The organism is Sphingobacterium paramultivorum (assembly GCF_014109745.1).
GTDB classification, from domain to species: domain Bacteria; phylum Bacteroidota; class Bacteroidia; order Sphingobacteriales; family Sphingobacteriaceae; genus Sphingobacterium; species Sphingobacterium paramultivorum.
The window spans coordinates 65,432-89,025 of the sequence record NZ_CP058555.1; the positions used below are offsets into that span (position 1 = coordinate 65,432).

Annotated in this window: 23 protein-coding genes; 10 read left to right on the forward strand and 13 right to left on the reverse strand. The window is 37.1% G+C overall.

Annotated elements, in window-relative coordinates; translation table 11 throughout:
• Positions 1 to 78: 78 nt before the first annotated feature.
• The 3 genes from HS960_RS00280 to HS960_RS00290 form a co-directional block, all read right to left on the reverse strand.
• The gene (locus HS960_RS00280; protein WP_202883725.1) at positions 79 to 759 is read right to left on the reverse strand and encodes a hypothetical protein; all 681 of its coding nucleotides are present in this window, start codon (positions 757 to 759) and stop codon (positions 79 to 81) included.
• A gap of 122 nt (positions 760 to 881) precedes the next feature.
• Positions 882 to 1,244: a VOC family protein gene (locus HS960_RS00285; RefSeq protein ID WP_153846461.1), complete on the reverse strand. Its 363-nt coding sequence runs from the start codon at positions 1,242 to 1,244 to the stop codon at positions 882 to 884.
• Positions 1,245 to 1,287: 43 nt separating this feature from the next.
• A complete protein-coding gene (locus HS960_RS00290) occupies positions 1,288 to 1,452 on the reverse strand; it encodes a hypothetical protein (RefSeq protein ID WP_202883726.1) in 165 nt (54 codons plus the stop codon).
• 197 nt (positions 1,453 to 1,649) lie between these two features.
• Here HS960_RS00290 and HS960_RS00295 point away from each other — a divergent pair, with 197 nt between their 5' ends.
• Positions 1,650 to 3,668 (forward strand): recombinase, encoded by a 2,019-nt coding sequence (locus HS960_RS00295; protein ID WP_182330944.1) that lies wholly within the window; start codon positions 1,650 to 1,652, stop codon positions 3,666 to 3,668.
• An 87-nt stretch (positions 3,669 to 3,755) separates the two neighbouring features.
• Here the strand turns inward: HS960_RS00295 and HS960_RS00300 are convergent, their stop codons facing one another.
• Positions 3,756 to 3,986: a hypothetical protein gene (locus tag HS960_RS00300; protein ID WP_182330945.1), complete on the reverse strand. Its 231-nt coding sequence runs from the start codon at positions 3,984 to 3,986 to the stop codon at positions 3,756 to 3,758.
• 97 nt (positions 3,987 to 4,083) lie between these two features.
• Positions 4,084 to 4,992, reverse strand: a complete 909-nt coding sequence (locus HS960_RS00305) for a diacylglycerol/lipid kinase family protein (RefSeq protein ID WP_182330946.1) — start codon at positions 4,990 to 4,992, stop codon at positions 4,084 to 4,086.
• A gap of 51 nt (positions 4,993 to 5,043) precedes the next feature.
• Here HS960_RS00305 and surE point away from each other — a divergent pair, with 51 nt between their 5' ends.
• Both surE and HS960_RS00315 read left to right on the forward strand, forming a co-directional pair.
• Positions 5,044 to 5,769: a 5'/3'-nucleotidase SurE gene (gene surE, locus HS960_RS00310; RefSeq protein ID WP_182330947.1), complete on the forward strand. Its 726-nt coding sequence runs from the start codon at positions 5,044 to 5,046 to the stop codon at positions 5,767 to 5,769.
• Positions 5,770 to 5,800: 31 nt separating this feature from the next.
• Positions 5,801 to 6,829 carry an aldo/keto reductase gene (locus HS960_RS00315; protein WP_182330948.1) on the forward strand — a complete coding sequence of 343 codons (1,029 nt, stop codon included), beginning with the start codon at positions 5,801 to 5,803 and terminating at the stop codon, positions 6,827 to 6,829.
• A gap of 93 nt (positions 6,830 to 6,922) precedes the next feature.
• On the opposite strand, the gene HS960_RS00320 is transcribed toward HS960_RS00315, so the two are convergent.
• The 6 genes from HS960_RS00320 to HS960_RS00345 all read right to left on the reverse strand — a co-directional run bounded on the left by HS960_RS00320 (position 6,923) and on the right by HS960_RS00345 (position 14,875).
• Complete coding sequence (locus tag HS960_RS00320) at positions 6,923 to 8,119, reverse strand: GAF domain-containing sensor histidine kinase (protein ID WP_182330949.1); 1,197 nt, start codon at positions 8,117 to 8,119, stop codon at positions 6,923 to 6,925.
• A 38-nt stretch (positions 8,120 to 8,157) separates the two neighbouring features.
• A complete protein-coding gene (locus tag HS960_RS00325; RefSeq protein ID WP_075993737.1) occupies positions 8,158 to 8,337 on the reverse strand; it encodes a lmo0937 family membrane protein in 180 nt (59 codons plus the stop codon).
• Positions 8,338 to 8,512: 175 nt separating this feature from the next.
• A complete protein-coding gene (locus HS960_RS00330; protein ID WP_153846454.1) occupies positions 8,513 to 9,214 on the reverse strand; it encodes a hypothetical protein in 702 nt (233 codons plus the stop codon).
• A 10-nt stretch (positions 9,215 to 9,224) separates the two neighbouring features.
• On the reverse strand, positions 9,225 to 11,108 hold the full coding sequence (locus HS960_RS00335; RefSeq protein WP_153846453.1) for a hypothetical protein: 1,884 nt from the start codon (positions 11,106 to 11,108) through the stop codon (positions 9,225 to 9,227).
• A 280-nt stretch (positions 11,109 to 11,388) separates the two neighbouring features.
• Positions 11,389 to 13,071, reverse strand: coding sequence for an IPT/TIG domain-containing protein (locus HS960_RS00340; protein WP_182330950.1), 1,683 nt, complete (start codon positions 13,069 to 13,071; stop codon positions 11,389 to 11,391).
• A gap of 73 nt (positions 13,072 to 13,144) precedes the next feature.
• Positions 13,145 to 14,875 carry an IPT/TIG domain-containing protein gene (locus HS960_RS00345; protein WP_182330951.1) on the reverse strand — a complete coding sequence of 577 codons (1,731 nt, stop codon included), beginning with the start codon at positions 14,873 to 14,875 and terminating at the stop codon, positions 13,145 to 13,147.
• Positions 14,876 to 14,954: 79 nt separating this feature from the next.
• On the opposite strand from HS960_RS00345, the gene HS960_RS27080 reads away from it, so the two are divergent.
• From HS960_RS27080 to HS960_RS00375, 6 genes are all read left to right on the forward strand, one after another.
• Positions 14,955 to 15,101 (forward strand): DUF4377 domain-containing protein, encoded by a 147-nt coding sequence (locus tag HS960_RS27080; protein WP_227550211.1) that lies wholly within the window; start codon positions 14,955 to 14,957, stop codon positions 15,099 to 15,101.
• 157 nt (positions 15,102 to 15,258) lie between these two features.
• On the forward strand, positions 15,259 to 16,131 hold the full coding sequence (locus HS960_RS00355) for a helix-turn-helix domain-containing protein (RefSeq protein ID WP_153846450.1): 873 nt from the start codon (positions 15,259 to 15,261) through the stop codon (positions 16,129 to 16,131).
• Positions 16,132 to 16,255: 124 nt separating this feature from the next.
• Complete coding sequence (locus tag HS960_RS00360; RefSeq protein WP_153846449.1) at positions 16,256 to 17,476, forward strand: TCR/Tet family MFS transporter; 1,221 nt, start codon at positions 16,256 to 16,258, stop codon at positions 17,474 to 17,476.
• Between the two features lie 241 nt (positions 17,477 to 17,717).
• Positions 17,718 to 20,066, forward strand: coding sequence for a TonB-dependent receptor (locus HS960_RS00365; RefSeq protein WP_153846448.1), 2,349 nt, complete (start codon positions 17,718 to 17,720; stop codon positions 20,064 to 20,066).
• 200 nt (positions 20,067 to 20,266) lie between these two features.
• On the forward strand, positions 20,267 to 20,632 hold the full coding sequence (locus tag HS960_RS00370) for a transposase (protein ID WP_182330952.1): 366 nt from the start codon (positions 20,267 to 20,269) through the stop codon (positions 20,630 to 20,632).
• A gap of 29 nt (positions 20,633 to 20,661) precedes the next feature.
• Positions 20,662 to 21,546: an IS3 family transposase gene (locus HS960_RS00375; protein WP_182330953.1), complete on the forward strand. Its 885-nt coding sequence runs from the start codon at positions 20,662 to 20,664 to the stop codon at positions 21,544 to 21,546.
• Positions 21,547 to 21,664: 118 nt separating this feature from the next.
• Here HS960_RS00375 and HS960_RS00380 read toward each other — a convergent pair whose 3' ends face one another.
• Both HS960_RS00380 and HS960_RS00385 read right to left on the reverse strand, forming a co-directional pair.
• Entirely contained in the window at positions 21,665 to 22,573 is a 909-nt protein-coding gene (locus HS960_RS00380; protein ID WP_182330954.1) for an IS3 family transposase, read from the reverse strand.
• Positions 22,570 to 22,968: a COG3415 family protein gene (locus HS960_RS00385; RefSeq protein WP_182330955.1), complete on the reverse strand. Its 399-nt coding sequence runs from the start codon at positions 22,966 to 22,968 to the stop codon at positions 22,570 to 22,572. The genes HS960_RS00380 and HS960_RS00385 overlap by 4 nt, the downstream gene beginning before the upstream one ends.
• A gap of 144 nt (positions 22,969 to 23,112) precedes the next feature.
• Between HS960_RS00385 and HS960_RS00390 the strand changes: the two genes are divergently transcribed.
• Positions 23,113 to 23,568 (forward strand): hypothetical protein, encoded by a 456-nt coding sequence (locus tag HS960_RS00390; protein ID WP_182330956.1) that lies wholly within the window; start codon positions 23,113 to 23,115, stop codon positions 23,566 to 23,568.
• The last annotated feature ends 26 nt before the right edge of the window (positions 23,569 to 23,594 follow it).

The window sequence follows — 23,594 nt, forward strand, 5'->3', positions numbered from 1 at the left end:
CGTGGACAGCCGTAGCTCATTGCCGTTAAGCGCTGGCTAGATCATAATAAGACAATTTAAACGACGAATCAGTATATATTAAGCAAGTTTCGCTTCTCTTGTTAATTTACTTTTGTCAAGGTATAGTTCACTACTGAACAGGTCTGTCAATACTTTTTCAATCTCGATTTTATTGCATGTGGTAGGGTTTCGTCTCGATTTTAAATAATTTTCCGTTGTCATTTTTTTTGCCAGTTGTCCTACCGTCTGCAAGTCAAGCACCTTACCGGTTTTGTGTGCAATCCAAAGCGAAGTGTGCGAAAACACAAGGCCTGTTAGTCCAATTGGCCAATTAAAGTAAATACCAGCTAAGGAAGAAACATAAAAAATCGCGAGTATTAGCGTTAGCCAGAAAGGGGGGCGTAGGATGTCAAGTTTAAAGCCTAAATGTCTTTCGAGTTTTTTTACCGTTAACCGCCGACTATGTTTTGGGAAAATGTCCGTAAGTACATTGTTTACCGTGATCGTTTTAGAATCGATTTGAGCTGTCGAAGCTATTGCTTCACGTAGCTTATAAAAAGCCTGTTGATTTGTACAGTCGCTTGAATGATCAAGTTGGATCTTATTTGTGATATGATCGCATAGCTCACCAAAAGTTGAGATATGCATAAGTTCTGTGCCCCTAAACTTAATGTCAAATGATTTTTCGACTTTAACGAGTACATCGCCAATATCGTCTGGGTCTATATTTTGAAGTTCACAGTCTGTCATCGCATTCATAGTATGAATTCGTTAAGTTATACGAATATACTTAAATGTTCATTTGCATAGTCATGGTATCTGCCTGAAAAAAATAAAACCCTGTTTATGAATATAAAACGTTCAGTTGGAATGTCTACTCATTAAACTTTAATTGATTTGGAATAATCTGTTATTCCAAGTTTGTTTCCGAATGGATCATTAAATTCAACCGCTAAACCCGTCATGATCTCAAATGGCTCGCTTAGAAATACGACTCCCTTTTCCTTTAAATATTCACATGTAGTTTTCACATCGTCAACAGTAAACCAAATAGTCGGTTTGTTATGTTGTACTGTACTAAGAATGATTGCAGGTTCATTTTTGCCTATTTTGAACGCAATCATTCCCTTATCCGAAAAATCGAATTTAGTTTCAAGACCAAGTTGATTTCCATAAAATTCCTTGGCGCTCTCCAGGTCCTGTGCTGGTAGAAAGAAATTGTCGTAATCTAAGAGTAAGTTCATGATGGTTACGCTTTAATTTGTGATAAGTCAACACCAAATGCTGTCAATTGGGATTCTCCGAGTTCGGTAATATAGAGGTCTTTATCGCTGGGATCGTTTTTTCTAGCCAGCCTTTTGCTATTAACGCCTCCAATAAGAGCTGGCCGAGTTTTCCGCCGATATGTTCGTAACATAATTTTGCGGACTTTACTTTATCGTAGTTTTTCATTTTTGTTTTTTTTACGTTGGGCTTAATTTTTGATTTATAGTTTCTTAGCTATAAAATTATGAAAATGCAAAGGGAAGCAAAATGATCAAAATCATCTATTCAAGTGGCTATTTGGCACAATGTGGCGTGTTATTCTTTTAGATTAAAAAAACAAAATGTGCCTAAATTTGGTATCTAAATCAGGGATTTTATAATTTATGAAAAAAGAACAGGATAAAGAGCAGCAGGTAAGCAGTTTGTTTATACGATATAAAACTCAATTAGAAGATTCTGCTTATGTAAGTGTCGATTTTTTGGTTCTACTAGTGGATATGATTCGTCCCAAGCATACCAATCTGCTTTATCAGATCGATATTCAATTTTTACTGGACTATCTCAATGCCGCACCCGAGGAGCTGGAATGCTTTCAGCTTTATTTAAAAAGAATTCTGGCTAGTAAAGATTTTGATCAGTTGATTTCAGATACAGGAATTATCAGCTATGCGGATTTTTTTTATGAACTTAAAAAAAGGATCACCGAGCGATACTTACCTTTTCAGCCACCCAAGTCTACTTTGCAATATATATTAAATCAGGTTTTTTACAAACCTCGTGATGCTGATTGGATTGCTACGGTTTCGCAAGAGCAGGTCGATGAACTGTTTCGTTTATGTAGATTCGAAACAATTTATGATGACGAAACTGGTTTTGGAATGATCGAAATATTGTATGGATTGGAACTGTTGGTTCAACGTATTACGGGGCGTGCAATGGAAACGGATGTAAACAAGATGGTACCTGAGTTTCAAAATTTTGATAGTCCATTTATAGCCATTATGCGGGAATTCACCGAATTGAATGACCGTATTTTGCAATCGGATGATAAGTTTATCTCCTCGGATGATCTGTCTTATAAACAAATTTTGGTACTTCATAAGCAGTGCGAATCGTATATTGAAACTGCCTTCGATAATTCACATCGTTTCGGAATTTCCATAAAGGTTAATCAATCACTTTTGCGCATGCGGCAGCAACTTGAAAGGATCCGAGAAATCTTGCTTTTTTTAGTGATTGATAATCCGGAAGAAAAAAAGGAAAAGACGATTGCACTAGCAATGACCCTTATTGGTTACAATTCCCGAAAAAGCAATATTCGCAAATTGGTAGGGCAGAGTACACAGCTTTTAGCGTACGAGATTACTCATCATACTGCACAGACTGGAGAACATTATATTACTTCAAGTCGGCAGGAATATTGGAAAATGTTCCGTTCTGCCTGCGGTGGCGGCCTCATTGTGGGCGTAATGTGTATCGTTAAATTATTATTAGGTAACGTACACAGCAGTGAGTTTGGTCATGCATTTTTATATAGCCTGAATTATGCTGTTGGCTTTACGTTAATTTATCTCTTTGGTGCTACCTTAGCCACCAAACAACCTGCAATGACAGCTTCGGCATTGGTCAATGCAATTGAGCAGGGGATTGCCGAACAGGCGACCAACAAGCATCGATATTGGATATTTGCTGAATTATTTGCACGATTATTTCGGTCTCAGTTTATTGCTTTTGTTGGTAATGTTTTGATGGCTTTTCCGATGAGTCTTTTTCTTGTTTGGGTGATTCAACAATTGTTTCAGGTCAATATCGCGAGTGCCAAGTGGTTGCATCTGGTCAATGACCTCAATCCGATAAAGACGCCCTTGGTCTTGCATGCCTCTATTGCAGGTGTTTTTTTATTTCTTTCCGGAATTATTGCCGGCAGTATTTCAAATCGGGACAAGCATAACTCCGTATATTATCGTATTCAGGAACACCCCATGTTGAAAAAGATATTTGGACAAGCAAAAACAAACAAAATAGCTTCGTTTTATGAAAAAAAATGGGCAGGAATCGTGTCTAACGTGTGGTTCGGGATCTTTATGGGGTCAACAGCTTCCATCGGACTTTTTTTAGGTTTAAATCTTGACATTAGGCATATTACATTTGCCAGTGGAAATTTGGCCTTGGGCTTATTTGGTCATGGGATGGAGCTCTCTACCGACATATGGGTTTGGGGCATTTTAGGGATTGGAATTATAGGGTTCTTTAATTTTATGGTCAGCTTTTCGCTATCCTTGATGTTAGCCTTCCGCTCGCGAAATCTATCGTCGAAAGAATTGATTAAAATGGGAAAGGCTGTTTGGATCTATTTTAAAATAAATCCAAAACTGTTTTTCTTCCCACCTCGAAAAGGTTAAGGGACTTAATATTATAGTTGACTGCGATGTTTCGATGCCGAGAGGTATATGCCCAAACGTAAAGATATAAGATGATTTTGCTATGATCTAAACATTGATGTCACCAGAAAGGTCGGGCTTATCTTCGTCATCTTTTTCTTTCTGTTCGGCTTGTGCTTCCTCCTTGTTATGGGTGCGATCGTCTTTGAGACCAGATAGATTGGTGTTAGGGCCCTCTTCTTCTTCTTTAGAAGCTTCCTCTTCCTGTGACTCGGACAAGTCTGGGCTTGGCTCACGTGGATCTGGATTTGGGATAGCAGTCATGAGAAGAAGCACCATGCCTAGTTTATTGTTTATGTTTTTTGATCCGTTCATTTTAACTCGTTTTTTAAAAGAGAACATTTTTCGAACCATTATCGTTGGCTGAAATCGTATCTTATTTATTGCCTGTGATAATTTCAACTATACCTTCCAGCAAGGTAAGCTTCAATTGTTGGCCGAAGTAACTCTTGCGCTCATCATCGATGTGTATTTCTTTGCCTTCCCATTCCATCGCCAATCGACTAGCCCGGATAGGTATTATTTTAAATTCGACGTTGGTTCCATTCAATAGTCCATCGATATAGCTTATAAGTTCCTGACGTTGATCGACAGTGACAATGATGATATCAAACTGTCCATCTCCAGGATCAGCATCAGTAGCAAGCACTAGCCTCGGTCCGATGCTTGGTATATTCATGATCTCAACTAGTATGCACTCTTTTTCATAGTTATTTCCAGCCACTGTAAGTCTCAGTGTGGTAGCGGGGAATGTTTCCACCAGTTTTCGGAGCTGTCTTAGTGCGGTTTTGATTTCATCTTCTGCACTAAGATCTTCCGTGTTTTTTTTATCCATTTTTTTCATTAGTATAGGAAATACCCCAAAACCGATAGATTCAATAAAATATAGGGGCTTTCTTTCTAATCCTGTGACCATCCCTACATCGAATTTTTTAAGTAGAGAGTTTCTCCATAGACCAATAGCTTTTTCAAAGTCTAGAGGAATACCAAGAGAAATAGCAATATTGTTTGCCGTGCCTTGTGGTAATATGGCGATCGGCCTCTTAAATCTTAGCTTTTTTTCCAGTAGACCCATAACGGTCATTCTTATGGTACCATCACCGCCGGCCAAGGCGATGATATCTGTCTGTGGGTCGATCTTTTTGACAGCATCTTTTTTTGTTACTACAGTGCAATTGTGGCCAAGATCTTCAATCAATTGACATAGTTCGTCTTTGTCTCCATTCGAGTCATCCCCAGCGGCAGGATTGTGTACTAACCTTATGTTTTTGCCATGTTCTTTCATAACAGCAGAACAAAGCATGCTTGAGATTGGTTTTCATAGAAAAGGACAGCTATGAATATACTTATCACCAATGACGATGGTATCTATTCACCGGGGATTGCGGCACTGGCACAGACGGCGAAAGAGTTTGGAACGGTAAAGATTGTTGCCCCCGATGTTGAGCAGTCGTCAATGGGGCATGCTATTACGCATTCTCGCCCCTTAAGCTATCGGCGTGCGCCTGTTACTTTTGCAGATATTGAGGCCTTTAGGGTCAATGGCACGCCGGCAGATTGTGTGGCCTTGGGTTTACATATGTTTCCAGATACGCAGGTTGTGCTTTCAGGTATTAATATGGGCCCAAACCTAGGCAATTCAATGTGGCACTCAGGAACATTGGCTGCGGCGAAGCAGGCCACATTGCTCGGGATTACTGGTATAGCATTGAGTACACCTGTTGGAAAGACAGAACCTGATTTTGAAGGGCTATCTTGGTGGACAATCGAGGTACTCAAGATATTACTGAAAAATAAGGGCCCTGCTCTTTATAATGTGAATTTTCCACCCAAACCCGAAGGGCTTTCCTGGACAAGACAATCAGTACGTTTATATGATGGCAGTGTGGTTCCTGGACAGGATCCCATGGGAAGGAAAAACTATTGGATCACAGTGGTGCCATTAGAACCAGCTGAAAAGGGGACTGATCGCTGGGCAGTAGAACACAATTTAGTGTCGATTACGCCTTTACGTCTTGACCTAACTGCACATGATGAACTTGCGGCCAGACAGACTAGCTAACATAAATAATAGGAAGTAATAAAAGAACAAGATGGTAACAGCCGAAAATTTAATACAAAAGAAAAAATTCCGTCCCGCCAACAAAGCTGGATTTGGCGGAGTGGCATTGGGAAATGGATTTCAGCACAACTCAGATGTCGAATGCTTAAAGGCAGTCGAAGCCGCCTGGAATGCAGGGATAAGATTGTTTGACACCTCGCCATGGTATGGTTTGGGTATCAGTGAACGTAGGATGGGCTTATTTTTAAAAGATCAGCCTCGAGAAAGTTTTACGCTGTCAACAAAAGTAGGCCGATTAATGTTGCCGCAGGAGGATTTTAAAATGGAACAATCGTTATGGAAAGGAAAATTAAACTTTGCTTACCAATATGATTATAGTGCTGCAGGAGTGAGAAGAAGTATTGAAGATAGTCTGCAGCGCTTGGGATTATCTTCCATTGATATGGTATTTATTCATGACCTTTCACCTGACAATGGAGATATGAAAGACAGCTATACACATTATTTTGAGCAAGCTATTCATGGAGCAATGCCCGAATTGACTAAGATGCGAGAAGAGGGAGTTATTAAAGGTTGGGGACTGGGAATTAATACCGTTGCGCCTATCTTACAGACATTGGAAGTTGCCGATCCAGATATTTTTCTTTCGGCCTGCCAGTATTCATTGATAAAACATGACGATGAACTGAATCAGGTTTTCCCGAAAGTTGCTGAAAGAGATATTTCCATTATTGTAGGAGCTCCATTATGTGCTGGATTTTTATCGGGTAAAGATCGTTATCTCTATGACGGGAAGTTTCCTGCCGGTGTTAAAGAAAAGCTAAATGCTTTGCAACAGGTAGCGAAAAATCACGCTGTAGATCTTCGTACAGCAGCATTGCAATTTGCAGCCGCTCCCGACGCAGTGTCTGGTGTTATACCCGGAGCACATACCGCTGAGCAGGCCGTGCAAAATGCACATTCCTTTGAGGCAAAGATTCCCGCCGACTTTTGGAAAGAGTTGAAACATGATAAACTTATTGAAGAACACGCACCGGTACCCAATCTCCAACATAACTGATAAGACTAAGGGTGTGATTAGCGCACCCTTTTTCTGTTGAATAAAGTATCTCGGCGAAAACTAATTCTCGCTGAAATCATTGTCTATACTTTATTATTGAACAACTGTAGTTGAATTTATGGGGATCATCAGGTTAAAAGTAATTTTATTGTCCTTTAAATTTACGACTATTTTTCCCTTATGAATTTTTACTATTTCACTCACAATAAATAATCCTAATCCGAGCCCATTACTATTCACTCCTTTTACGAAAGGCTTAAATAGATCTGTAAGATCTGAATATTGAGGATAGGCGACCTCATTTGTAACACTAAAAATGAAATTTTCTTTTTGAATGCATGCATTTATTTCGATATTTTCATGAGGATTACCATGTTTTATAGCATTTCCAATTAAATTAGCGAAAGCCCGCCCCATTTTCTGATGATCACAGGGTAAATCAACTGGAAGGTTGATGTTGGCGATTAGTGCTCTATTGTGTAATACTTCAAATTCCGATAAGATTTGCTTAATCAATGAATCCATGCGGTAATGATCATTAATTCTAATTAGCCTGTCTTGAAGACGGATACTACTGAAATCTAAAATATCATCTATCACACCTTTTACCCGTGATGAAGCCTCCTCTATTTTCTTTATTAAGTTTTTTTGGCTTTCATCTTTAATGTTTGCGCCAAGATATTGTGATATCACTTTTACGATGCTGACGGGATTATTTAAATCATGGGCCAAGGACGATAAAACGAGTTCTCTGTTTTTGGAATAACTAAGTTCCTGTTCTAATTTTCTTCTCGTATTTCTACGTTCAATTACAGTTTTAAAATCTATTGCAATCAAATCACTGCAAACAGGGAGCAACGTCTCCAATTTAATTGCGTCGAAGTGTACGGGTTCCGCATTCATGAAACTCAAATGTCCAACAATAGAATTATTTTTGTTAATAATGGGGTAAGAGATATAGCTTTTTAAACCGAATTCATGAAGAACTTGTGTCCATTCGTCGACAGAACATTGCTCGCTATCGTCAATGTAAATAGGTGAGAAACCTTTCCTTATTTCCTGATATATTTTAACGTAGTTTTCACTGTTTTTATTGACGATCTTCTGAGAATGATAGTCATAAACGCACCAATTCCCCCATTTACGGCCAATTTTCCTGCGTATCATGCCATACCTCATTTTCGTGTGGCCACATAAAGCCTCCAAAATTCTTTGACAGGAGTCGAAGTCGCTCTTCTTCGTATGCCTATCGTACCATTGATTTTGATTTAATTGGTTTGGGATTGTCATTTTTACTGCCGGTCTATTTGTTTACTAATAGCTTTGACTTACTGTTGAGGTTGGTGCACCTTAGAATTACTAATACCCTTTATTGCACGAAATATAAATGCTATAGCTGCAATAATTAAAAGAATATGAATAAAATCTTCTGTTATGAATCCGCCCACAAAAGTAACCGCCCAAACAATCATTACGCTAATAGCTACCGAATATAATAGGTCTTCCATATAATATTATTCTTTATTGAAGAACAATATCTAAATAGAATCGTTTCATAATTTTGTAACTTGATAAGAAAACTTACAAAAAAAAAGCCGTTTTACATTAGTATAACGGCTTTTTTTTCAATTTCTACGACTTAGGTCTAAAAAGATTTAATTTTCCAAATGATGAAACTATTCATTAATGGATCAGCTTATAATTTAGACCTAGCCCAAAGCGAGCGCCAGACCAGTCAATCTTGGTATCTCTCATTTCACTACTTTTACCAGGTATTTCAGCATTATATCCTAAACCTAGGTTAATGCCCAGGGCCTTAACTATATTCCACTGAATACCAACATAAGGAGTGATCGAAAAACCTGTGGATTTGGATTCAACAAGGTGCTTTTTGTCAATTTCATTGCGGCCAGATTGAGTTTGATAATAACCGTCTGATGTAATATTATTGATGGTTATCGCAGGAGAGATCTCTGCAAAAAGCGATAAATTTTTATCCTGTCCTTCATTTGTCTGGAAGAAAAAATTACGATATACCGCTCCGATACGATAGGCGTTCGCATTCAAGTTATAGGCAATAGCTCCGGAATAATCCGAATAGGCCAGTCGACCCCCTGTGGATAGATAAGTGAAATTGACACCATAGTCATTCTTTTTTACGGAGTATGTAATTTCACCGTAATTGGTATAATGATTTGGGAAATTATCAGTAACTGAAATAGGAACTGGATAGTCTAATTTAATTCCGCTTTGAATAACATTTAATAATGAACTCATATCGGACATTTTATAGCTACCCATGCCAAATCGATATCCGAATCCAATTTGAGCCATCGAGGTTATCGTAATGAATAACAAGGCAATACTTAAAAGTAGTTTTCTCATGATTTTTAGGCTATTGGACGATATTAACATAATTGTTGTAAAGAATAATATTGTTGTTTAGAAGTCGTACTTGATAAGGTTGGAAATAATTGCCTGTCGTCATACTAAAGAGGACATTACTATACTTATTATCTAACACATTAACGATCGAATTAGAAGAGAAGTATTCATCCTTAAAAAGGATATTTCCGGTGAATCCATCAAAGCAAAGAAATTCTCCTTGTACTTTTTTGATTACTTTTAAAGTAGGTAATTCACAAATTGAGAAATAATTATCATATGATTGAAGAATAACCTGATCTTTAATTAACGGGTGAAATATGATCTCATTTCTAGTACGGCTTCCTTTTTTCTCAGCAATCAATGTAAACTGATCATTTTCATATTTATAGATTTTGTACCAACCATTATCATAGCTTCCAGAACTTGAGGTGTATCTACCGTCTTGAGAAATAATAGGAAAGAACTGTCCGTTGTTTTCCCTTTTTTCACTCAATAATTTACCTGAATTTAGATCATATATCTCATAGTGATATAAATCATTGTTACCGACAAGGATTTTATCATCACTGGTCAAATAGTAGACTGGAAAATCATCACTAGCATAAGTTCTAAGTTTTTTACTGAACGTAAAATCCGAATACACTTCGATTTTTGGCTTCGTTTCATAAATATCACTTCTCAAATGAACTGCAACTTTTCCTGTAGCAGGAGAAACTTTAAATGAGCTAATATAATAAGGGTATTGCACAAGATCAGTATTGTTACTTTTCATAGCGAGATCATCAATTCCATAACTTCGGATTCCAAAACCATTTTTTACGCCGCGCATGGAAAGGATTAATTTGTTTTTAATATCTCCCTCAGCCATGATCATATGCGCATATTCTATTTCAGCTTCGTATTTTTGTTCTTTAAAATAGTTGATGATCTTCGGGTATTTAGCATAATCCCATTCATTAGCCTTTTCGGGCAAAATATATAATTCATAATATTGCTCTTCTTGAAAAGGGAATGCAGGCCTGTAGACCTCAGCACTATTTTTACCTACTGGGATTGTTTGTGTATTTCCTTTCCATACAAGAATATACTTGTTTGCAATGCCATCTGGGTGAGTCCACTGTATGTTCAGATTTAGATTTTTTAAGGTTTTTATTTTGAAATAATCGCTTGTGAAAACCTTATATTTTACAGAATAAAAATCTTCTTTTGGTGGAACTTTGTTACCCTTGTATTTTGTTATTATTTTATATGTTTTTGCTCCATAGGAATAATCATCGTCAACAAAGCTATTCTTATCAGGATCTGAAATTCGGTTAATCAGGATTTGATCCAAATTGCTGAAATTGTATATTTCATAACTTTCAATTTCAGCACCTTCTATGGCTGGTTTTGTCCAATAAATCTCTAATTTTTTTGAAGAATTAATCCGTTGGTTAATATTCAAATTTACCTGAGGGTTTATGTATTTTATTGGGTAGGTGAATTCAAAAGCAGATTTCTCCTGTCCTAAAACCTCAGCTAAACTTCCGGTTCCTGAAGAGAGTTCTACTTTTACTTTCAATATATCCGACGTTCCTCCTGCAAGATCGGAAGGCTTTATGCGCAATACTGCCTTTTCACTACCCACAAGTTTATTATTGAGATAAAACTCTTGTTTAGCGATAGATCCTGATGTAGCATTGATTGCATACGATAAATCGGTTGGAGCATAAATATAAACGGTTTGACCATTTGGTACGTCTGCTAGATTCATAGAAACCTTAGCATCTTTATCTGGTGGTTTAATTTCATGAAAATTAAGATCTTCGCTGTTATATTTACAGGAAATAAGACATAAAAAATTGAAACACATGTATAATTTAAAAATACATAGTAGGTTCTTACGACGCATATAGATTAATTTATGGTTTTTATTTGAGGTACAAAATAAGTTAAAATCCTTCTAAAACTAGATTTATTTTTTTAAAAATTCACTTTATGGTTAAAAAAAATGAGCTTGAAAAACGGGTCTTTTGAAGCATGATGATCAAAAGTTCTTTTTTCCATAAAAAAGAACTTTTGTCTTTTGATTATGCTAACGATCCAGTTTGTTTTGCTATTGGCATGTTGCTAGTTACCTACATATCAATGAAGATAATAATGGCACACATAACATTTATTAAATTTTGCGGTTACAAAACCTCAAAAAGCTCTTTATATTTAATCGTCGTACCGTTCAAAGTCATTACAAGAGCTGATTTACCTTTAGGTGCAAATGCCGGGATGATAAAACGGTGTTCTTCTGAGCTTCGAGAGATACTTGTTGCATAAGCGCCGCCAACAGTTATCTGTATGGAGCCAAGGCCTTTTCCTTTGATCGTTATAACATCTCCAGGATAACCCTTTAAAGGTGTAATGTCGCTCACTTGAAAATCGTTTATATACAGGGGCTGTTTTTTAGGTGCGTAAAAAGATTCATCGTAATTGATGTCGACACGGTAGCCAATTTGAATTTCTGTCCGCCCAATTATGTTTGATGGCAGAGTAAAATTTATTTTACCATCTTGCGCTATAGGATGTTCGTAAATTCCATCGCCTGATACCAGGTATTCGTGATCATCAATGAAATTACCCGTAATTGTAAAAGTTTCTCCAACAAATCTCGATGTAATTGGGGGAGTAACCCAGGTCAAGTTTCTGACTTCAACCTGCTCGGTAGTTGTTGCAGTATAGAAGGGATTACTATAACTGAAATTGTACAGGCCATTTGGAATATTGCGCACAGCAAAAGATTCTGTATTTCCGCGCGTACTGTAAGGAATATGTGCTATGTCATGCTTACCAAGATAATATCTTGCTTTTTCAGATACTGTAATGTAGGAATAGAAATCGACTCCAGTCATTTTCATTAAGTACGGAGAATGAATAATCTTCTTTTCAAAATGAATATTACTACCGATAGGTTTGATCAGTTCGATAGAGTCTTTGAACACAACAGAATCCTTTCCATTGTGGTATCCCAGTTGAAATTTAGTTCCTTTTAGATTCTCTATATCAAGTAGATAGATGTAGTTTTTGTATTTAATTTTTTTGCCATTGATCAATATGTACAAGGGAGGATCCATCCAAATCCGTTCCGGATCTAATCCTGTTCCTTCTATTGGTAGATAATCGCTGAGATATAGTTGAGTTTTTGTTGGCGGATTTACGGTTCCCAGTATCTGGATGCGGGCGATGCCTCTACTAATTTCCTGACCGGATTTGTCTTTATAGCGGAGAAAAAAGAATATCTTATTTCCATGATTGAAACTACCTGATTTTGGAAAAGTAAAGATTAGGCTCTTTCGGTCACTTGCGAGTTGATAAGGTACAATATATTCCTTCTGATCTAAACCATCGTAGTATAATTTTACATTTTCGGATATGAACTTGAAATCGCCAGTAACTGTTATTTTATTGTTATTGGGTACAAGCATGTCTTCCAGGTAATTGATTTGAAGTCCATCTGCTTCAAAAATACTACTTTCACTGCGGTAAAATCCGTTTTTTGTTTTGACGTATAAGGTATAACGAAAACGGTCTCCAACTTCAAAATCACGGCTGTATTGATATTTAAAAGAAACCTCACCGGTGGTTACTTTATTGCCTAGACTGATTAAGATTTCCTTTTCATTATCCTTATTGTTTTCTATCTTTTCGATAATAAACCCATGGTCTTCTACCGGCACCCCATTTAACCGTTCTATGAGACCATGTAAAGTAACGGTTTTCCCCTCCAGGTTGCTAAATGAGCCAGCCTTTAGCGATACTGGGCTATAATCGACTACCTCCGTAACTTCTTTCTTTTTACATCCAATAAGAATGTTCAAACTCATAATGAATAACGAAAAAAGGAAAATTGCTGCGCTATGGATAGATCTTGTCTTCATAATAAATTATCGTTATCGGTTAGTTGATTTCAAGATAGTCTGTCGCCGTAATAGTATTGTTTTTCCCGAAATTGGTAAAACTAATATTGATGCGATATTTACCTTTAGGCAGGTTATTTGGAATTTCGAATTGAATTTTATTGTTCTGGGACAGGGTATGTCGTGCTTCCACCGTTGCAATTTGCGCTTGATAACCTTTTAGTCCATCTCCCTCAATCGTAATCAAATCACCTGTAGAGGCTTTCAAAGGATATATGGCAGTGATTGTTGTCGCTTTAATTTCCAAGGGAATGCTATTGGAATAATAAGATCGTTGATAGTCCATATCACTTTTATAACTCATCTTGATTTGATATTTCCCGGCCGTCATAAATTGGGGGATTTCAAAATTTACTTCACCGGTCGTTGTGCAGGTTGTTGAGCTTGTATTAGTTTTATCTATTTCAAGTGTATAGGATTGCCCTTTTACAAATGTGCCCTTTAACGTTATTTTATCTCCGGCATAGGCTTCACTAGGGCTACTTGAAGCAATATTCATTTTTTTGACCTTAATTGTATTGGCACTTTTATAGGTGAAGTGATTATTGTTCATAATCATCGGATAATCACCTTCAGGGAGATCACTTATTGTTAATTCCCCTTTTTTTGCGTTTCTGTCTACTTGGTTATAAATGACATGCTGATTCCCTACAGTTACGTGCCCCCCAAAATTGAATTTGTCCGGGCCACTTCCAAATACTTCAAATTTTGTTCCTGGGTGTACATACGCTGGTATTACCTTGAATTCGTTTGGATCTGGCTCGATAAGTTGCAACGGTTGGGGAAAGGTTATGGTGTCACGTCCATTCGTATAACCCATAGTGAATTTTTTTCCTTTTTGGTTATCAATAAGATAGCGAAGATCCATCTCATCGCTATGTCTTAAAAAAATATTACCGACAAACACTTCTAGCCCTGGTTTTTCTGAATAATCTGTAAGATAGGGGAGACGAAGAATATCATCGTAATAATATGAATAAGAAGTCGGTGGGGCTAATGTCCCAACAATAAAAGCCTTAGCAATGATAGCAGCTAGATGCGGTTCCTCCTGGTTTTTGCTGATCAATCTAAATGTGACATTATAGCCTTGTTTTACACCCTCGGGAACCTTGAAACGAATGGCTTTTCCCGAATTGACAATTTCAAAAGGCATTTTTTTATCTTCGTGGAAGGAATAGTAGAGATCATAATCTTTTTCAATGTTGGTAAACTCACCTTCTATCGTAATAATTTCGCCTGCAGCTATTTTAAGATCCTCTTTGGCAATGACTTTAATGTTATTGATTCTAAACTGATCAGATTTACTTAGGTATGTCTCTTTTTCTGACTTTACAAAATATTTGTAACTGTAATAGTAACCTTCTTTGTAAATCTCAGGGTCGGGGATTTTGTACGTAAATGAGCCAGATTTTAAAGTCGAAGCAATAGGATATTCTCTTTTTATATAAGTATCTCCACTTCTTCCGTCGACCATAAAACCATGGGATAGGATAATATCACTATTATTTAAATACCTTACTTCGGCGGATAAAGTCAAATTATTGCCCGTATTGCTTAAGGGAGCTAAAAGAACGACTTCTGTCGGATTTGTATCTGGTGGGATTATGATAACATCCTTTGCACAGGAAAATAATAATAATCCAAGGAGGTTACAAATACATGTTAGTACTCTTAATTTCGTAAGTTGGTTGATCCAAGTATGAAAATTCATTAGATAATATGCTGGCTAAATATTAGCTGCAAATATGATGATAATATCTTATAAGTAATTCACCCAAGGTTTTTTTATTATTTATGAAAATATCCAGGGATTTAACTACGAATCAGGATACGAATATGTGATCAAAGTAAAAGTTGAAGAGGTCAGGAACCCTCCTGCTGATGGTTCATCTCAGCAATATACACTGATAACTCAAGTGTCGAAAACAAAAAAGTAATTTGATAATACACGAAAGAAAGTCCCTTTTTGAGAAATTGGGACTTTTTATTTTCTTATCCCGGCTGCCAAGCGGAAAGGACGTTGATTCCCTTAGGAAAATGGTAAAAGTGATGAAAAACACATGTTATGCTGTTTTTTTTTAACGACATTTGAACATGGCTCTATTAATAACTTTGGATAATGTTTATCAATTGTATAATCTTGACCTTTCAAAAAAGACGGAAGGCATAGTTATTCTTAGTCAACGACATGGCCCTGGGAAGAAGTATACAAGTCATAGCCGCATATTTGATGGTTTATTATTAGGTTTTATGGTACAGGGATCTATGAAATCTCAAATCCATTTCTTAGAATATGACGTAAATAAAGGGGACATTGCTATTTTGCAGCCACAAGTGATGATCGACACAAAATCATTGAGTGAAGATGCTGAAATTATAACAATCGGTCTTTCATTGGATTTCATTACAGAATTTCCTGTTCTACGGGAATTTGTAATGAACAATCAAATAAGATGGCAGCCAATTATTAGACTTCAATCGGAAGAAATTAAACTCCAAAATGAATTATTGACCCTTATACAAAACTTCTACCATAAAAAAGCAAGTCCCAATAAGACACAAATGCTACGGCATCTCGTCATGGTGCTAGTTAGTATGATTTCTGAAGTCTATTCTAAATTACCAAATAACAAAAATTTGGTGAAAAGCCGTACGCATGAGATTATCGATGAATTTTATCTGCTTGTTTCAAAGTATGCCGGGCAACAAAGAAGTGTTGTATTTTACGCTGAAAAACTACATTTAACACCTCAATATCTTTCAACTTTCCTCAAACAGAAAACTGGAAGATCGGCATTACAATGGATTGATCATATCACAATTCTACATGCTAAAACATTATTAAAATCTTCTAATTTATCAATCAAAGAAATCAGTAATGAACTTCATTTTGAAGAAACAAGCGTCTTTTGCAGATACTTCAAACGAATTGTTGGTTTGTCACCAACAACTTATCGAAACGTGTGATAGATGGTATTCGTTTAACTATCGAAGGCATTTACAGATTTTCGAGTAGAATTAGCTTTCAAATGGTACGTAAACACCATTAAATTGTCAATAGCTCCTTTTCTCGTCTGTTTAATTTTACGGCATGAAAAATACAGGAAAAAAAGCAGCTATTGGGTTTATATGTATTACCCTGTTGATTGATATTACAAGTTGGGGCATTATACTTCCAGTTGTTCCTAAACTCATTGCAGAACTTATTCATGGAGACCTTAGCGAAGCAGCAAAATATGGAGGATGGCTCGGCTTTGCTTATGCTGTTACACAATTTATATGTGCGCCTATAGTGGGCAATCTCAGTGATAAATATGGTAGACGCCCAATTATCTTAATTTCTCTTTTTGGATTTGCTATCGACTATATATTATTAGCATTGGCGCCATCTATCAGTTGGCTCTTTTTGGGAAGAATCATTGCTGGGCTGACTGGGGCTAGTATTTCAACCGCTAGTGCATACATCGCTGATATATCCACGGATGAAGATAGAACCAAAAATTTTGGTTTAATAGGCGCAGCTTTTGGTATGGGGTTTATCTTGGGCCCGGTAATCGGTGGTTTACTTGGATATTACGGCGCTCGAGTACCCTTTTATGCAGCCGCATTATTATGCCTAGTGAATTTTCTCTATGGGCTGTTTTTCCTGCCGGAAAGTTTAGATAAGGATAAACGACGACCATTTGATTGGAAACGTGCGAATCCTATTGGAACATTTAATTTTCTGAAAAAACAATCGAAAATAGCGCGCCTTGTTGTTGCCTTGATTTTGGTCTATATCGCTCTTCACGCCGTGCAGAGTAATTGGCATTTCTTTACCATGTATAAGTTTAGTTGGACAGAACGGGCGGTTGGCTTATCACTTGGGTTGCTCGGATTATTGCTTGGATTAGTACAGGGGTTTCTAATAAGATGGGTAAACCCTAAATTAGGCGACGAGAAAAGTGTATATTTTGGATTATTCTTTTATGCGGTCGGTCTTATGCTATTCGCATTCGCTAGTGAAGGATGGATGATGTTTGTTTTCCTTATCCCATATTCTTTAGGCGGAATCTGTGGACCCGCACTGCAATCCATTATTAGCAAGAATATTCCTTCAAATGAACAAGGTGAACTTCAGGGAGCGTTGGCAAGTTTGGTAAGTGCAACATCTATTATTGGACCTCCAATAATGACAAACTCATTCTACTATTTTACACAGGATAAAGCGCTATTTCAATTTTCGGGAGTGCCATTTTTTCTGGGATCCATTTTAATTTGTATGAGTGGAATCATTATATATTTTGTTTTTCAACGAAATAATAACCATTAAGAAATGGAGATAACGCCTGCCAGTTGTAATGAGAAATTGTTACTTGTGTCGATAATGGGCTCATATTCTAAATTTCTAGCTTTAAGTATTTCCTAACTTTACTATATTTGCCGTTAATAATAATTAGTCTAAATAGTAATTATATCTTTTTCAGAACAGGCTTTCCCAGATAGAAAGGTTTGGAAATAAACAGATATTAATATGCGGACAGGACGAGTGATTTTTTAAATACCTTCAACACGTGAAAACAACAACAAGATCTTGGTTTATTACCCAAAAAACAACATTGGCGAGCAGTCTATTGGTTTTAAGTTTTTCCATAATTCCAGCAATAAGTTTTTCAAGGGAAAGACCGATTGCTGTTAGGAAAAATGGTAATGATCAAGAATCGGGGACAATTAAGGGCAAGGTGAAAAATTCAGAGGGGAAAGGTTTGTCCAATGTGTATATCAATATTGACGGGATAAATAGCGCCAAGACTGATCATGAAGGGAATTTTATTTTTTCAAAGATTCCTAAAGGAATTCACTCCATGACCGTAAAGCATATTGGTTTTCAAGAAATCAAATCGCAGATCGCACTGGAAAGGGAAACCCTGGAGCTCCCAGACTTTGTCATGGAGCAAACAAGTAATCACTTGAATGAAGTTGTCGTAACGGCGAGCCGACTGGCTGAAAGTATTGACGAAGTGCCATCATCAATTACCTATATCGGAGGTAAGACCTTAGAAGATCAGCGTCTGATAAATGACAACCTACCCAATATTTTGATGCAGAAAGTGCCAAGTATCTCTCCCAGTGAGGAAAGCCAAAACAATTTTATTGCTAAAATACGTGGTCGGAATTTTTTGGTACTTATTGATGGAATTCCTCAATCTACTCCTTTAAGAAATGGCGGAAGAGATATGAAGACGATAGACGCTAGCGCAATTGACCATATTGAGGTCATCAATGGTGCTTCTGCAATGTATGGAAATGGCGCCGCAGGTGGTATAATTAATTATATAACAAAGAAGGCAAAGACAGACAGGAGTTTTCATTCTTCAACCTCTTTAAATAATTCCCTAAGCTTGGTCAGACCAGATGAAACATATGGGTATAATTTGGCACAAGTATTTTCTGGATCGAAAGACAAGTTTGATTATGTTGTGCAAGGAAAGATTGCGCGAACAGGTGTCGTACGTAGCTCCGATGGTACCATTGTAAGTCCATTTTATGGCCTGGGCGAGACAAAAAGTTATAATGCCTTAGCGAAGATTGGTTATCAGATTAACGATAATCATCGTATTGAACTTATGGGGAACTATTATAGAAGTGTTCAGGATAGTAAATATGTCGGTACTAAGGGAGAGTTTGGCAGTAAACCTGCTATAGGGATACCTTCAGATACAGTGATTAACGGTGGGACACCTTACAATAAAGCTTTTCATGTAAAGTATGATGGTAACTTTGGTAGAACCTCAGCAAATATGAGTCTGTATTATGAAGATATGAACACGGTATTTGAAAGCTACAACCAAACATATTCTGATCATAAGGGAGCCAGACTAAATTTTAGTACGCCCTTTGATCTATCCAACAGCAATAAGGTAACTTTAATTTATGGAGTAGATCTTTTAAAGGATCACACGGTTCAAAAAACGTTGGACGATGGATTAGTGACACCCGATATGAACATGAAAAGTGGTGCCCTATACCTTCAAAGTAAATTTAATCTCGCCGATTACTGGATAGTGAAAGGTGGTGTGCGATACGAAAACTTGGATTTCAAGGTAGGAGATCTAACAAGAGCAGGGAAAGTCACTCCTGGAGATAAGAGCAACTCAAACGCATTTGTATTCAACTTGGCAGGAAGGTATAATAAATTAAAATACCTGCAGCCCTTTGTATCATTTTCACAAGGGTACTCTATCGGCGATGTAGGACTTGTATTACGGAATGGAGTACCTTTGAGTCAAATTGATCCGAAGCCTGTAGTTGTCAATAACTTTGAGTTGGGGCTAAATGGAACCTATGCTATGTTAAGTTACCAATTGACAGGGTACTATAGCTCTTCCAAAAAGGGTAGCACTTTCGCAGAAACTTCAACGCCAGGTAATTATGAACTGATTCAAGTGCCTCAACGTATTTATGGTTTGGAATTTGTAGTCGATGTAACCCCTGTTGACTGGTTGAAGTTTGGTACTATACTCGGGTATATGGATGGTAGGCAAGATTTGAAAAAAGAGGGAAAATATAAGGATAAATTGGACAACTCCATTATTTCACCTTTTAAAGTAAATATCAATGCAGATTTCAAATTGACAGATCGGTGGAATGTCTATCTGCAGTATTTACATTTGGGGAAACGCGATGTGTTTCAACCTTCTGAATATAATTATGGCAAATATCCGATTTCCGGCTATGGTCTGATGGATTTCCAAACACGCTACAAATTAAAGAATCTGGCGTTCATTTTTTCAGTTAATAATATCCTTAATAATGATTACTTTCCACTGCACGCGGAGGTGAGGGGAGCTACAAATGAAGGCCGTTATTATGTAAAAGGAAGTGGAACAATAGCGAATTTAGGTATCCAACTGGATTTGTAATACAACAATTTGATACGATTAATAGAAACAAGCCCCTGTAAGATTTTATAGGGGCTTGTTTATGACCATATTTCTTGTCACCTGCTTTGCGATTTAGCGCGTTGAAAAAGAGCTTTGAATATGTCTCGTCCTGAAAAAACTTTACAGATGGTCTTATACGTCTATAGCTTTACAGTTTTGGTTAAAAACGTAAAGGAAACATGAATGAACAAGTTTTGTCTCGATTTGAATTCGAAGAAGAATTTAAAGAGAAATTAGTAGAGCTGGTGCTTTATAAAAATGTGTCAGCAGAACAAACTGCAAGAAAGTATGGACTGCCCAATACGACGATCTTAATTAATTGGATTAACAATTATAAACGCAAATTAGAAAAGGGAGCCGTAACTTTAGTACCTATGGAAAAGCCAGGAACAAAAGACGTTACCGCTCTAAAAAAACGGATCAAGGATCTGGAGAAAGCTTTAGAAAAAGCCAATGTGCTAATTTACGGTCTTAACTTTATGATTGACCATGCTGAAAAGGAGAACAAAATTGCGATCCGAAAAAAGCGTGGTACCAAACAATAAAGCTAATCAAAGAAAAGCATGTGACAAGGATGGGAGTCGGTCCACTTTGTAAATTGTTTGGTAAAAGCCGACAAGCTTATTACGATCATATATGGCATCTTCACGACCATACTGATCAGGAAAATCTGGCTGTAGACATGGTTCGCCTTGTTCGCCGTGAACTACCTGGGTTAGGTGGTCACAAGCTTTATAAATGTCTATATACTCCTTTCCGAAGTAATGGAATAAATATTGGTAGAGACAAGTTATACAAGGTGCTCAAAAAACATAGATTATTGATAGACAGGAAAAAGAAGCGTACGCCAGGAACCACGAATTCAAATCATTCCTATCTGAAATATCCTAACCTAATCAAAGAGTTAGCACCTACGCGTAGTAATGAATTATGGGTTTCAGATATTACATATATTTCAGTAGGCTATGATTTCAATTATCTTTCTCTCATAACTGATGCATACTCAAGAAAAATTATGGGCTATTGCCTTCATCCCCAGCTGACTGCTCAAGGGGCAATTAAAGCTCTGCAAATGGCACTGAAGGAAAAACCGGTCCCCAATACTCTGATTCATCATTCGGATCGAGGTGTGCAGTACTGTTCCTTCGACTATATACTAAGGTTGAAAAAAGCGGGTGTAAAAATCAGCATGACAGAAAACGGAGAGGCCTATGAAAACCCTATTGCAGAAAGAATTAATGGTATATTAAAAACAGAATTTAAACTCAAAAGGGTATTTTCTTCAAGGAGTGAAGCCCTGTTGGAAGTGACTAAAAGTATAGAATCGTATAATCATTTGCGTCCGCACATGAGTTGTGATTTTCTAACACCTGCGGTAGCACATGTAACAGATGTACCATTAATCAAGCGTTGGAAAAACTGTAGGAAAAAATACAAAAGTTTACAAAAAAACAATTAAATTCATAATATCAATTCACCCACCAAAACTGTAAAGTAAGAACCGTATTAGACCAACTGTAAAGTAAGAACCGTATTAGACCATTATACAAAGTACTTTTCACATCTAAAATATTGATTTAAACTTCCGCTGTTATAGCCACCGATTTTCTAGGATATCGCTTCCATCTCTTTTTTATTTCACCAGTTTTAGAATGTGCATTTTTGGGAGTCTGGAAATCCAAACTGCTGTGTGGGCGCTGCAAATTGTAAACTTTAATAATCTTATCAATGTTTTTAGCCGCATCCTTATGATTTTGGTATACTCGTTTAGGATAGAATTCATTTTTAAGAATACCGTTAACGCGTTCAGCTAGAGCGTTATCGTAAGGACTACCGCTCTGCGTCATACTAATCGCAATGCCATAACGCCGGAGCATTTCTGTATATTCATTGCAACAATACTGGATACCTCGATCGGAATGATGGATGAGATAAAACGGAGATAAATGCTTCCAACCTGTTATCGCCATTTCCAATGCCTTTAAGCAACCAATCGCCTCTAACGTTGGATGCAATGAATAGCCGACAATCATTCTTGAGTAGGCATCCGTAATCAGACTAAGATAACTAAACCCATGCAAAGTCCGAATATATGTGATATCGCTTACCCACAGCTGCTCGGGGCCAGTTATCATTAGTTCCTTTATTAGGTTTGGATACCTTTTATAAACATGATTGGAATCTGTTGTTCGCGCGATGCGCTTGCGACGTCTGATCAACAGGCCATGAAACCGAAGTAAATCAAAAAGATGGTCTCGCCCCATCTTAATGCCATGCTCAATTAACTTTGGTTCCAGCACGTACATTAGTTTTCTTGTTCCCAACATTGGCATCTGACTCCGTATTTCTTTTACCAGAGTCAGCACCACCATATTTGCAATAGTAGCTTTTTCAGCGTGTCGGATAGCGTCATAATAAGCTTGTCGTGTTACGCCAAACAGTGCACAGAGATCCCCTAAACTCACATAGGAATGGCTCTGCCTCATTCTTTTGACTGTTTGGCACCATGCTTTTTTCTTATTTTGATTTTAAGTTCTTCTTCGCTAACCTGGATTAAAGTTTCTAATCCATTAATTTTTAGGTTGGCCTTCTCCAAGGCTTTCTGCAATTCTAAAACTTGTTTGGATAGTAGCTTTATCTTTGAGCTTTCATTTGGTTCCTTCATCGGCTTTTGAGTCGGTCGTATCAAAGGAAGCAAAGAATCTTGAATAACCCAGCTATTAATCGTATTTCTACTTATGCCATAAATTTTTGCCGCTGTACGATGACTATGAAAGCCAGATTTTATCTCACCAACGATTTTGCGCCTTACATCTTCTGGATAGGATGTACCGCTCTTTTTAACGGGCTGTTTTAAACTCTTTTTTCGAGTATTTTCCATGTTCTTTACAATTTTGGTGTAAAGCTATTTAAGGACGAGACAGGATAAAAAAATAATATCTTAGAAAGATAGGTTTGTTTTTTTTTGATATCAAGGGATTTTTAATCTAAAAACAATTACAACCCTCAAAAAGGATAATGAAATATGTTTGAGAAAATCAATAATTCGCTTAATTTTTTGTCTCCGCTTGAAAAGGGAGCAATTCTTTTGAGCATAATATTGTTGATTAGCTCCTTGACTATGCCTGCGTTTTTTGTCGATCGAGGAGGAACCCAACCTGAAGAGGTTGGGAGTTTGGGCATCTTTTTAATGGGATGGATGGGCCCTCTGGGCGGAGCAATCATACCATTCTTATTTTGGTGTGCCAATCCGATCTATCTGTTTTCTGTTTGTCTTTTCTTAAATCGGAACAGGAAACAAGCTGTTTTTATAAGTCTCGATCCCTGCGTGATCGCACTTGTATTCCTGCAAATGGACAAAATTATGATTAGCGAATCCGGCTCCGAATCACCCATAACATCACTTGGACCAGGTTATTTTTTATGGTTGAGTAGTTTTCTTGTCTTAAGTATTGGAACTGGAATAAAATTCAAAAAATAATCTTTAAACCGACTATGAAATTTCGT

What these genes read in the sequence shown, in the direction of transcription:
- HS960_RS00280 (WP_202883725.1), bottom strand. Translation starts at nt 759, where the DNA reads ATGAATGCGATGACAGACTGTGAACTTCAAAATATAGACCCAGACGAT.
- HS960_RS00345 (WP_182330951.1), bottom strand. Translation starts at nt 14,875, where the DNA reads ATGAATTTTCATACTTGGATCAACCAACTTACGAAATTAAGAGTACTA.
- HS960_RS00375 (WP_182330953.1), top strand. Translation starts at nt 20,662, where the DNA reads ATGGGAGTCGGTCCACTTTGTAAATTGTTTGGTAAAAGCCGACAAGCT.
- HS960_RS00290 (WP_202883726.1), bottom strand. Translation starts at nt 1,452, where the DNA reads ATGAAAAACTACGATAAAGTAAAGTCCGCAAAATTATGTTACGAACAT.
- HS960_RS00335 (WP_153846453.1), bottom strand. Translation starts at nt 11,108, where the DNA reads ATGCGTCGTAAGAACCTACTATGTATTTTTAAATTATACATGTGTTTC.
- HS960_RS00380 (WP_182330954.1), bottom strand. Translation starts at nt 22,573, where the DNA reads ATGAGGCAGAGCCATTCCTATGTGAGTTTAGGGGATCTCTGTGCACTG.
- HS960_RS00355 (WP_153846450.1), top strand. Translation starts at nt 15,259, where the DNA reads ATGGCTCTATTAATAACTTTGGATAATGTTTATCAATTGTATAATCTT.
- HS960_RS00295 (WP_182330944.1), top strand. Translation starts at nt 1,650, where the DNA reads ATGAAAAAAGAACAGGATAAAGAGCAGCAGGTAAGCAGTTTGTTTATA.
- HS960_RS00385 (WP_182330955.1), bottom strand. Translation starts at nt 22,968, where the DNA reads ATGGAAAATACTCGAAAAAAGAGTTTAAAACAGCCCGTTAAAAAGAGC.
- HS960_RS00305 (WP_182330946.1), bottom strand. Translation starts at nt 4,992, where the DNA reads ATGAAAGAACATGGCAAAAACATAAGGTTAGTACACAATCCTGCCGCT.
- HS960_RS00315 (WP_182330948.1), top strand. Translation starts at nt 5,801, where the DNA reads ATGGTAACAGCCGAAAATTTAATACAAAAGAAAAAATTCCGTCCCGCC.
- HS960_RS00370 (WP_182330952.1), top strand. Translation starts at nt 20,267, where the DNA reads ATGAATGAACAAGTTTTGTCTCGATTTGAATTCGAAGAAGAATTTAAA.
- HS960_RS00360 (WP_153846449.1), top strand. Translation starts at nt 16,256, where the DNA reads ATGAAAAATACAGGAAAAAAAGCAGCTATTGGGTTTATATGTATTACC.
- HS960_RS00320 (WP_182330949.1), bottom strand. Translation starts at nt 8,119, where the DNA reads ATGACAATCCCAAACCAATTAAATCAAAATCAATGGTACGATAGGCAT.
- HS960_RS00330 (WP_153846454.1), bottom strand. Translation starts at nt 9,214, where the DNA reads ATGAGAAAACTACTTTTAAGTATTGCCTTGTTATTCATTACGATAACC.
- surE (WP_182330947.1), top strand. Translation starts at nt 5,044, where the DNA reads ATGAATATACTTATCACCAATGACGATGGTATCTATTCACCGGGGATT.
- HS960_RS00300 (WP_182330945.1), bottom strand. Translation starts at nt 3,986, where the DNA reads ATGGTGCTTCTTCTCATGACTGCTATCCCAAATCCAGATCCACGTGAG.
- HS960_RS00325 (WP_075993737.1), bottom strand. Translation starts at nt 8,337, where the DNA reads ATGGAAGACCTATTATATTCGGTAGCTATTAGCGTAATGATTGTTTGG.
- HS960_RS00285 (WP_153846461.1), bottom strand. Translation starts at nt 1,244, where the DNA reads ATGAACTTACTCTTAGATTACGACAATTTCTTTCTACCAGCACAGGAC.
- HS960_RS00340 (WP_182330950.1), bottom strand. Translation starts at nt 13,071, where the DNA reads ATGAGTTTGAACATTCTTATTGGATGTAAAAAGAAAGAAGTTACGGAG.
- HS960_RS00390 (WP_182330956.1), top strand. Translation starts at nt 23,113, where the DNA reads ATGTTTGAGAAAATCAATAATTCGCTTAATTTTTTGTCTCCGCTTGAA.